The following is a 9,093-nucleotide window of genomic DNA, read 5'->3' as shown; positions in this document are numbered from 1 at the left end:
AGCGGCCACGACCTGTACGACATCGACACCATGCTGAAGATGGCGCGCTCGCACCCGTGGCTGTCGGTGCGCCCGGTCATCGACGGGCCGGCCGGCCACGAGGGCCCCGGCGGCGGCGCCCCCGGCAGCCTCAGCGGCCAACTCCCCGAGGCCGTACAGCGCTACGGGCCCTGGAACGCGTACGACGCCTATCTGTCCGGGCCGCCCGGACTCATCCGCAGCGGGGTGGACACGCTCGTCGGCATCGGCATCCCGTCGGAGCGCATTCGCCACGACGCGCTGGAGGAGCTGGTCGCGGCGGGCGGCTGAGCGGCCGCGCGGGCCCCGGACGCGGGCGCGGTCAGCCGAGATCGGGGGCGTGCATCGCCCGCACGCCCTCGATGTTCGCGTCCAGATAGTGCCGCAGCGACAGCGGGACGACCTCCACCGAGGCCAGCCCCACCCGCGTGAACGGCACCCGTACGATCTCGTACTCGCCGCACGGCTCCTCGACCTCCGGGCCGTGGCGGCGGGCGGGGTCCATGGACTCCAGCCGGCAGACGAAGAAGTGCTGCACCTTGACCCCGATGACCCCGCCCTCCGCGATGTGCTCCACGGTGTCGACGAAGACGGGAACCACATCGGTGACCTTCGCGCCCAGTTCCTCGTCCACCTCGCGGTGGAGGGCGTCGACGACCGTGGCGTCGCCCGGCTCCACGCCGCCGCCCGGCGTGATCCAGTACGGCGGGTGGCCGGGCTTGGTCCGCTTGATCAGCAGCAGATCGTCACCGTCGAGCAGAATCGCGCGGGCGGTGCGCTTGACCACGGGCCTCGGGGCGGTGGGGGGCGGCCCCGGCGCGCCGGGGCCATCGGAAGTGCCGGTCATGGGAGAGATGTGGCCCGTTCCGGGGTGGCTGAAACCGGAGCGGGACGATCCGCTGGGTCCGGCGCCCCTTTCCCGTACGACCGCCGGGCGGCCCCGTACGACCGCCGGACCGCCCGTACGACCGCCGCACGGTGCCGGGCGACCGCCGGCCGCAGGCCCTCGCCGGGCGGCCGCCGGTGCCTCACCAGTCGACCGCCGCCCGCAACAGCCACTCGTGCGGCCGGGAGATGTGCGGCAGGGAGAGCGTCCCGGCCCGTACGACCAGGAAGTACGTGCGCAGCGGCGGCACCGGCGGATCGAGCAGCGTGACCAGCTCGCCCGTGTCGAGCGCGTCCTCGCACAGATAGCGTGGCAGGACGGCGAGCCCGGCGCCCGCCACCGTACAGCCGAGGACCGCCCGCAGATCCGGGGCGACGACCGTGCCGGCCGCCGCGGGCTTGGCGTCGAAGACGGCCGCCCAGTAGCGGGAGACCAGCGGCAGGCTCTCGTGCACCTCCACGATGGGGACGTGCTCCAGCATCGGCGGCGGCGCCTCGTACGCCGGGCCCGGTTCCGAGCCGGCGACCGCCCCGGCCCGCTGCCAGCGGCCGCCCGCCCCGGCCCGGGGCCAGCCGCCCGCCGCGCCCAGCCGGGCCGCCCAGCGGGGCGCCGCGACCAGCACGTGCTCCTCGTCGCACAGCGGCGTCGAGGAGAGCAGCCCGCCGCGCGGCCGGGCCGTGGCGATGCCGAGGTCGCAGTGGCCGGCGGCCAGCCCGTCCAGCGTCTCCTCGGCGCTGCCGAAGGAGGCCCGCACGGCCAGGCCCTGGGCCACGAGCGGGGTGAGCGCGGGCAGCGCGCGCACGGACGTGAACTCGGGCGGGCCGGAGAGGTGGAGCGTACGGGGCGCGGCCGGCACGTCGAGCCCCGACTCGGTGATCTTCACCAGGGCGTCGAGGTGCGGGGCGACCTTGTGCGCCAGCTCGTCGCCGAGGGTGGTGGGGGTGACCCCGCGCGCCTGGCGCAGGAACAGCGGGCGCCCCAACTGCCGCTCCAGAGCCCTTATCTGGCTCGTGACCGCGGGCTGGGAGAGCCCCAGCAGCGCGGCGGCGCGGGTGAACGACCCGGCTCGGTGCACGGTGACAAAGGTGCGGAGCAGGGCCAGATCCATGCGTTCTCCCCTCGCCCCCGCTGCCTCCCCGTGGGCAACTATAAATTTGTCGATAGGTCTGTGTCGCTACTGTGATTGGACACTGACGCTGAGTCAACTAGCCTTGTTCGAGCGGTCATTCGCGCGTCCGTCGCCCGTGCGCGGCGGGGGCGCGAGGTGAGCCAGGGCGGCTCGAGCCATGAGGGGGGAGGCTCGAGCCGCCCTTCCCTCGCGTGGGGCCAATTGCCCTTCTCGTGCCCGTGTCCCGGCCGCCGTGGACGGCCGGGGCTCCGCCGGTCGGACGCCGGTCAGCCCGCCGCGTCGAGCGCCCGCCGCACGTCCGCGACCAGGTCCGCCGGGTCCTCCACGCCCACCGAGAACCGGATGAAGCCCTCCGGGACCGCGTCCCCGCCCCAGCGCCCCCGGCGCTCCGCAGTGGAGCGGACCCCGCCGAAGCTCGTCGCCTCGTCCACCAGCCGCAGCGCGCCGAGGAACCGCTCGGCGTGGGCGCGGTCCGGCAGCGTGAAGGACACCACGCAGCCGTACCGCCCGGCGCGCATCTGCCGCCGGGCCACCGCGTGCGCCGGATCGTCCGGCAGCCCGGGGTGGCGCACCCCGGTCACCTCCGGCCGCTCCCGCAGCGCCCGGGCCAGGGCCAGCGCGCCCGCGGCCTGCTGGTCCACCCGCAGCCGCAGCGTGGCCAGCGAGCGGTGGGCGAGCCAGGACTCCATCGGCCCCGGCACGGCCCCCGCGGTCCTGCGCCACTGCCGTACGGCCGCCGTCAGCTCCGGCGCGCGACAGCTCACATGGCCCAGCAGCACATCGCCGTGCCCGGTGAGCGCCTTGGTGCCGCTGGACACCGAGAAGTCGGCGCCCAGTTCCAGCGGGCGCTGGCCCAGCGGGGTGGCCAGGGTGTTGTCCACGGCGACCAGCGCGCCCTCGGCGCGGGCGGCGGCCACCAGCCGGCGGATGTCGCACACGTCCAGACCGGGGTTGCAGGGCGTCTCCAGCCACAGCAGCCGCGCTCCCGGGAGCAGGGCGGCCTGCGCGTCCCCCGCGGTGGGCGCGGTCCGCACCTCCACCCCGTACGCCGTCAGCCGCTCCCGGACCAGGGCCAGCGCCTGGTAGCCGTCGTCGGGGAGCACCACCGCGTCACCGGCCCGCACCTGGGAGAGGAGCACCGCGCTGATCGCGGCCATGCCGGAGGCGAAGACGGTCGTGTCGCAGTCCTCGCCCGGCGACTCCAGCTCGCTGATCGCGCGTTCGAGCAGCGTCCAGGTCGGGTTCTGCTCCCGGCCGTAGGTGTACGGGCCCACCGGGTCGCCGGGCAGGTGGTAGTGCGCGGCGAAGACCGGCCCGGGCAGGGCGGGCCGGTGGGGTACGGGCTCGGGCAGCCCGGCCCGTACGACGCGGGTGCCGTCGCCGAGGCGGTCGTGGTCGCCCGGGCGGCCGGGGTTCCCGCCGCGGTCCGGGGCGTCGGGGCGGTCCGGGTTCCCGGGGGCCTGCGCGTCCATGGGGCGTACCTCGTCAGTCCTTGTCGTCGGGCATGGCCATGTTCACGGCCCAGGAGACGATGCTGATGATCAGGCCGCCGAGCACGGCCGTCCAGAAGCCGTCCACATGGAAGGACAGGTCCAGCCGGCCCGCCAGCCAGGACGTCAGCAGCAGCATCAGCGCGTTGACGACCAGCGTGAACAGGCCCAGCGTCAGCACGAACAGGGGGAACGACAGCAGCTTCACCACCGGCTTGACCAGGAAGTTCACCACCCCGAAGACCAGGGCGACGAGGATCAGGGTGAGCACCTTCCGCCCGGTGCTCGTGCCGGTCAGCTCGATGTCGGACAGCAGCCAGGTGGCCACCCCCAGAGCCACCGCGTTGGCGATCGTCTTGACTACGAAACTCTTCATGGTGAGATCGTGGCAGAACGGATCGATCGACGACGAAAGTCGCCATGAGGGGTGGGCCAGGGATGAAGGCGTTCCGGCTGGACGAGCTGGAGGCGGAACGAGCCGCCAACGACGGCGCGTATCTGCAGTTCCTGCGGGAGCGGAACATGTCCGTCGGGCTCTACGCCCTCGACGCGGGCGCGTCCGACCCCCAGCAGCCGCACGGCCAGGACGAGGTGTACTTCGTGGTCAGCGGGCGGGCCTCGATCACCGTGGGCATGGAGACGACCCAGGTGGCGCGTGGCAGCGTGGTGTACGTGCCCGCCGGGGTGGCCCACAAGTTCCACCACATCAGCGAGGACCTGCGGGTCCTGGTGGTGTTCTCTCCGCCTGAGAGCTGACCCGCGACCGGCCGGTCCCGTAGGGGACGGGTCAGGGGCGGACAGGGGCTCCGAGCAGGCCGGACGCGGTGTTCGTGCGCCTAGCATCGAAGTCGGCGGGAGCGCGGCGACAAGGAGCCGGGCCCGCCGGGACGGCACGACGAGAGCCGGCGACGGCGAAAGCGGGGACGACCATGGCAGTCAAGGAGATCTACACCGGCCTTCCGTGGTGGGTGAAGTGGGTGGCGGTGCCGATCATCGCGATCGTGGTCTTCGGCGGGCTCATCACCAGCGCGCTGACCTTCCTGATCGGCCTGCTCTTCAAGGCACTGGTGTTCGTGGCGCTGGTGGCGGCGGTGGTCTACGTGGTGCGGAAGGTGAAGGGGACGGCGTCCTCGTCCAAGGGCGACTGGTAGCCGCGAGGGGTGGGGGGCCCGCCGGCCCGGTCGTACGGCGCCTCGCCCCGGCCGCCCGTCCGCGGTGACGACGGCGGCCCGGCCACGGTCGTACGGCACCGGCCCCGGCCGCCCGTCAGCGCTTGCGGCGCCGGCCCCGACCGCCCAGCACGCCCCGCCCGGCGGGAGCCGGCCCCGTACCGCCCGGGCCACCGCCCGTGTCCGGCGCCTCGCCCCGGCCCCGGTCCGCCGAGACGACCAGCGCCGCCAGCGCCGTCGTCACCGGCACCGAGGCGACGAGCCCGATGCTGCCCACCAGCGTCCGTACGATCTCCTCCGCGACCAGCTCGCTGTTGGCCACCATCCCCACGCTGCTGCGGGCGATGGAGAAGAGCAGCAGCAGCGGCAGCGCCGCGCCCGCGTAGGCCAGCACCAGGGTGTTGACCACCGAGGCGATGTGGTCCCGGCCGATCCGCAGGCCCGCCCGGTACAGCTGGCGCGCCGTCATCGACGGGTCCGCCTGCTTCAGCTCCCAGACGGCGGACGTCTGGGTGACCGTCACGTCGTCCAGCACGCCCAGCGAGCCGATGATGACGCCGGCCAGCAGCAGACCGCTCATCTCGATGTCCGGGTAGAGGCCGTGGATCAGCCCGGTCTCGTCCGAGGTGTTGCCGGTGAGCGAGGCCCAGCCGATGAAGATCGAGCCCAGCAGCCCGATGAGCAGCAGCGAGATCAGCGTGCCGAGCACCGCGACCGACGTACGGGCGTTGAGCCCGTGGCACATGTAGAGCGCGGTCAGCATGATCACGCTGGCGCCGACCACGGCGACGGCGAGCGGATTGGACCCGTGCAGGATCGCGGGCAGGATGAACAGCGTCAGCACGGCGAAGCTGACGGCCAGCGCGATCAGCGCGAAGAGCCCGCGCAGCCGGCCCACGGCGACCACGGCCAGCGCGAACACCCCGGCCAGCAGGGCCATCGGGAACTCCCGGTCCACGTCGATGACGGAGAACTGGAGCTCGCGCGGCGCGTCGGGCGCGTACGCCACGACCACCCCCTGGCCGTCCTTCAGCCGCCGCGGCGCGTCCGGCTGGACGATCTCGGTGAAGGTGCGGCCCTTCTCCGGGCCGGTGGAGACCTCGACGGTGGCCCGCTCGCAGTCGTCGTTCCCGGCCGCGCCCGGGCGCCCGCCCGAGCCGCCCTGGCCGTTGCCCGGCTGCGCCTGCGGCCGCTGGGCGTTGACCTCCCGGCAGTCGACCTTCTCCACCCGGACGACGGTGGCCTGCTCGGTCTGCCGGTCGAAGCCGACGCCGGTGCGCTCGTGCTCGGGCGCGCCGCCCGGCCAGAGCACCACCATGCCGACGACCACGGCGGTGGCGAACGGGATGAGCACCGCCGCGATGACTTTGCGAAGGTGTCGTGAGACGGGCGGGACGGGACCGTGGCTGTGACTGTGGCCGTGGCCATGGGCAAGTCCGGGGCCGGGGATCGGGCCTGGGCCTGGACCGGGGCTCGGGCCATGGTGGGGGCCGTGGTTCCGGCCGTCGTCGTGGTGGTGCGCGGAGGGCTCGGGCGTAGGGCTCACCGACCGATCATCGCAAGAACGGTGCGGGCCCCCTGTTCAGCGCGGCCGGGGGGCGGCTAACGTGGGGGCACCTTTGCAATCGCGGGAGCTCGCAGCAGCGGGCTGAGAGGGCGCTGAAGGACCGTTGGCCGACGGCCGTACGGACGAAAGCTGCGCCGACCGCCGAACCTGTTACCGGGTAATGCCGGCGTAGGGAGTAGGTCTGAGATGACCCTTCAGGATGCACACACGCCTGCCTCCGATGCGGCGGACGGCACACAGAACGGCGCTGTCGCGGACGGCACGACCACGACCGTCGGCTGGCACAAGGCGTACATCACCGGATCGCGCCCCGACCTCCAGGTGCCGGTCCGTCAGGTGCACCTCACCAACGGCCGCAGCGTGACGCTCTACGACACCTCCGGCCCGTACACCGACCCGAACATCCGGACGGATGTGCGCCGCGGGCTCACGCCCCTGCGGGAGAACTGGATCATCGGCCGGGGCGACACCGAGGAGTACGCGGGCCGCCCGGTCCGCCCCGAGGACGACGGCATCAAGCACACCTCGCCCCGCGGGGGCCTGCGCAACCTCGACGCGGTCTTCCCCGGCCGGCCCCGGCTGCCCCGGCGCGGGCGCGACGGACAGGCGGTGACCCAGCTCGCCTACGCCCGGCGCGGGGAGATCACCCCCGAGATGGAGTTCGTCGCGCTCCGCGAGAACGTCGAGCCCGAGGTGGTCCGCGAGGAGATCGCGGCCGGGCGGGCGGTGCTGCCGGCCAATGTGAACCACCCGGAGATCGAGCCGATGATCATCGGCAAGCGGTTCCTGGTGAAGGTCAACGCCAACATCGGCAACTCCGCGGTCACCTCCTCCATCGAGGAGGAGGTGGAGAAGATGACCTGGGCGACCCGCTGGGGCGCGGACACGGTCATGGACCTCTCCACCGGCCGGAACATCCACACCACCCGCGAGTGGGTGCTGCGCAACTCCCCCGTCCCCATCGGCACCGTCCCCCTCTACCAGGCGCTGGAGAAGGTCGACGGCAGGGCCGAGGAGCTGACCTGGGAGATCTACAAGGACACGGTCATCGAGCAGGCCGAGCAGGGCGTCGACTACATGACGGTCCACGCCGGCGTGCTGCTGCGCTATGTGCCGCTGACCGCCCGCCGCAAGACCGGCATCGTCTCGCGCGGCGGCTCCATCATGGCCGCGTGGTGCCTGGCCCACCACAAGGAGTCGTTCCTCTACGAGAACTTCGAGGAGCTCTGCGAGATCCTCGCGGCCTACGACGTCACCTTCTCCCTCGGTGACGGCCTGCGCCCCGGCTCGATCGCCGACGCCAACGACGAGGCCCAGTTCGCGGAGCTGAAGACCCTCGGCGAGCTGAACCGGATCGCCAAGCGGCACCACGTGCAGACCATGATCGAGGGCCCGGGCCATGTCCCGATGCACAAGATCAAGGAGAACATCGACCTCCAGCAGGAGATCTGCGAGGAGGCGCCGTTCTACACCCTCGGCCCCCTGACCACGGACGTGGCGCCGGGCTACGACCACATCACCTCCGGCATCGGCGCGGCGATGATCGGCTGGTGGGGCACGGCGATGCTCTGCTACGTCACCCCCAAGGAACACCTGGGCCTGCCCAACCGCGACGACGTCAAGACGGGCGTGATCACCTACAAGATCTCCGCCCACGCCGCGGACCTGGCCAAGGGCCACCCGGGCGCGCAGGAATGGGACGACGCGCTCTCCGACGCGCGCTTCGAATTCCGCTGGGAGGACCAGTTCAACCTGGCCCTCGACCCGGACACGGCCCGCGCCTTCCACGACGAGACCCTCCCCGCGGAGCCGGCGAAGACGGCCCATTTCTGCTCCATGTGCGGGCCGAAATTCTGTTCGATGAAGATCTCCCAGGACATTCGCCGCGAACACGGCGCCACGTCCGAGGAGATCGAGGCCGGCATGGCCGCCAAATCCGAGGAATTCGCCGCCGCGGGCAATCGCGTCTACCTCCCGCTGGCGGACTGAGCCGGCCGACGAGAGCGACGAGAGCCACGAACCGACCCGCGACCTCATGGGGGGAGTCGCGGGCCGGTTCGTCGACCGAACAGGCCGGTTCTCACGGGAATCGGCCCCCGGAGCGCCGGCGCCCGGGCTCCTCAGTCCGGGTGGCGGTCCGGGCTGCCGAACTCGGGGCTCGTGTAGTCGGGTCGGGTGTAGCTGGGGCGCGCGCCGCCCGCGTCGGGCCCGTGGACATCGGTGGCCGGGCTGCTGAACCCCGGCCGCGAATAGCCCAGGTGGGGCGTCTGGCCGGTGAATCCGGGCTCGGCCGGGCGGCCGTTCCGGGTCGGCTCGGCCGACTCGTGCGCGGCCTTGCCGGTGCCCCGCTCCGGGTCCGCCAGCGCCTCGCGGAGGAACGGCAGCACCCCGCGCTCCAGCAGCGCCCCGCGCCAGGCCTCCTTGGCCAGCGCCACCTCGTCGGGAACCGGCTCCTCGGCGGCCGGCTCGGGACCCCGTACGGCGCTCGCGTCATTGCGCAGGGCCGTGAGCAGCAGGCCGGCCATCGCGGCGACGGCGCCCGCCGCCGCCAGTGCTGCGAAGATCCAGCCGGCGCTGATCATCGGGTCCGCCACCGGCTCGTCCGGGCTGACCGCCCGGAGCAGATAGCCGACCAGCAGGAAGATCACGGCGGCGGTGCCGGCCAGCAGGGGGAGCAGCACGGCGAAGACGGCCACGAACCCCGCCCCCGTACCCTCGGCGTCGTCTCCCGAGGGGTCCGGCCGGCCGGACGCCTTGCCCTCGTCGCCCTCGCCGCCCCCGTCCGGGACGAGCAGGGCGGGGACGGGGGCGGCGGCGGAAACGGAGGCAGGGAC

9 protein-coding genes and 1 pseudogene are annotated in these 9,093 nt (G+C 73.2%); 4 read left to right on the top strand and 6 right to left on the bottom strand.

Annotated features, from left to right (window positions below):
- Positions 1–309: pseudogene (locus ACSNOD_RS24100) on the top strand (hypothetical protein); the annotation flags it as partial.
- A gap of 31 nt (positions 310–340) precedes the next feature.
- Here ACSNOD_RS24100 and ACSNOD_RS24095 read toward each other — a convergent pair.
- The 4 genes from ACSNOD_RS24095 to ACSNOD_RS24080 all read right to left on the bottom strand — a co-directional run bounded on the left by ACSNOD_RS24095 (position 341) and on the right by ACSNOD_RS24080 (position 3,899).
- Complete coding sequence (locus ACSNOD_RS24095; protein ID WP_436769127.1) at positions 341–865, bottom strand: NUDIX domain-containing protein; 525 nt, start codon at positions 863–865, stop codon at positions 341–343.
- A gap of 181 nt (positions 866–1,046) precedes the next feature.
- On the bottom strand, positions 1,047–2,012 hold the full coding sequence (locus tag ACSNOD_RS24090) for a LysR family transcriptional regulator (RefSeq protein ID WP_436769126.1): 966 nt from the start codon (positions 2,010–2,012) through the stop codon (positions 1,047–1,049).
- Positions 2,013–2,299: 287 nt separating this feature from the next.
- Positions 2,300–3,505, bottom strand: coding sequence for a cystathionine gamma-lyase (locus tag ACSNOD_RS24085; RefSeq protein WP_436769125.1), 1,206 nt, complete (start codon positions 3,503–3,505; stop codon positions 2,300–2,302).
- 13 nt (positions 3,506–3,518) lie between these two features.
- Positions 3,519–3,899: a phage holin family protein gene (locus tag ACSNOD_RS24080; protein WP_436769124.1), complete on the bottom strand. Its 381-nt coding sequence runs from the start codon at positions 3,897–3,899 to the stop codon at positions 3,519–3,521.
- Between the two features lie 62 nt (positions 3,900–3,961).
- On the opposite strand from ACSNOD_RS24080, the gene ACSNOD_RS24075 reads away from it, so the two are divergent.
- Together ACSNOD_RS24075 and ACSNOD_RS24070 are read left to right on the top strand one after the other, a co-directional pair.
- On the top strand, positions 3,962–4,279 hold the full coding sequence (locus tag ACSNOD_RS24075; RefSeq protein ID WP_436769128.1) for a cupin domain-containing protein: 318 nt from the start codon (positions 3,962–3,964) through the stop codon (positions 4,277–4,279).
- Positions 4,280–4,452: 173 nt separating this feature from the next.
- Complete coding sequence (locus tag ACSNOD_RS24070) at positions 4,453–4,674, top strand: DUF5326 family protein (protein WP_436769123.1); 222 nt, start codon at positions 4,453–4,455, stop codon at positions 4,672–4,674.
- Between the two features lie 115 nt (positions 4,675–4,789).
- Here ACSNOD_RS24070 and ACSNOD_RS24065 read toward each other — a convergent pair whose 3' ends face one another.
- On the bottom strand, positions 4,790–6,046 hold the full coding sequence (locus tag ACSNOD_RS24065) for a YibE/F family protein (protein WP_436769122.1): 1,257 nt from the start codon (positions 6,044–6,046) through the stop codon (positions 4,790–4,792).
- A gap of 399 nt (positions 6,047–6,445) precedes the next feature.
- On the opposite strand from ACSNOD_RS24065, the gene thiC reads away from it, so the two are divergent.
- Positions 6,446–8,248 (top strand): phosphomethylpyrimidine synthase ThiC, encoded by a 1,803-nt coding sequence (gene thiC / locus ACSNOD_RS24060; RefSeq protein WP_436769121.1) that lies wholly within the window; start codon positions 6,446–6,448, stop codon positions 8,246–8,248.
- A gap of 131 nt (positions 8,249–8,379) precedes the next feature.
- Here thiC and ACSNOD_RS24055 read toward each other — a convergent pair.
- The coding region (locus ACSNOD_RS24055; protein WP_436769120.1) for a hypothetical protein at positions 8,380–9,093 on the bottom strand (714 nt) is incomplete at its 5' end.

This window comes from Streptomyces sp. URMC 123, assembly GCF_051386515.1.
Taxonomy (GTDB): Bacteria; Actinomycetota; Actinomycetes; order Streptomycetales; family Streptomycetaceae; genus Streptomyces.
This window is presented reverse-complemented; position numbering and strand designations above follow the sequence as displayed.

Bases quoted from the DNA above. Each gene is read 5' to 3' on its own strand.
- thiC (WP_436769121.1), top strand. From the start codon at position 6,446: ATGACCCTTCAGGATGCACACACGCCTGCCTCCGATGCGGCGGACGGC.
- ACSNOD_RS24085 (WP_436769125.1), bottom strand. From the start codon at position 3,505: ATGGACGCGCAGGCCCCCGGGAACCCGGACCGCCCCGACGCCCCGGAC.
- ACSNOD_RS24075 (WP_436769128.1), top strand. From the start codon at position 3,962: ATGAAGGCGTTCCGGCTGGACGAGCTGGAGGCGGAACGAGCCGCCAAC.
- ACSNOD_RS24095 (WP_436769127.1), bottom strand. From the start codon at position 865: ATGACCGGCACTTCCGATGGCCCCGGCGCGCCGGGGCCGCCCCCCACC.
- ACSNOD_RS24070 (WP_436769123.1), top strand. From the start codon at position 4,453: ATGGCAGTCAAGGAGATCTACACCGGCCTTCCGTGGTGGGTGAAGTGG.
- ACSNOD_RS24080 (WP_436769124.1), bottom strand. From the start codon at position 3,899: ATGAAGAGTTTCGTAGTCAAGACGATCGCCAACGCGGTGGCTCTGGGG.
- ACSNOD_RS24090 (WP_436769126.1), bottom strand. From the start codon at position 2,012: ATGGATCTGGCCCTGCTCCGCACCTTTGTCACCGTGCACCGAGCCGGG.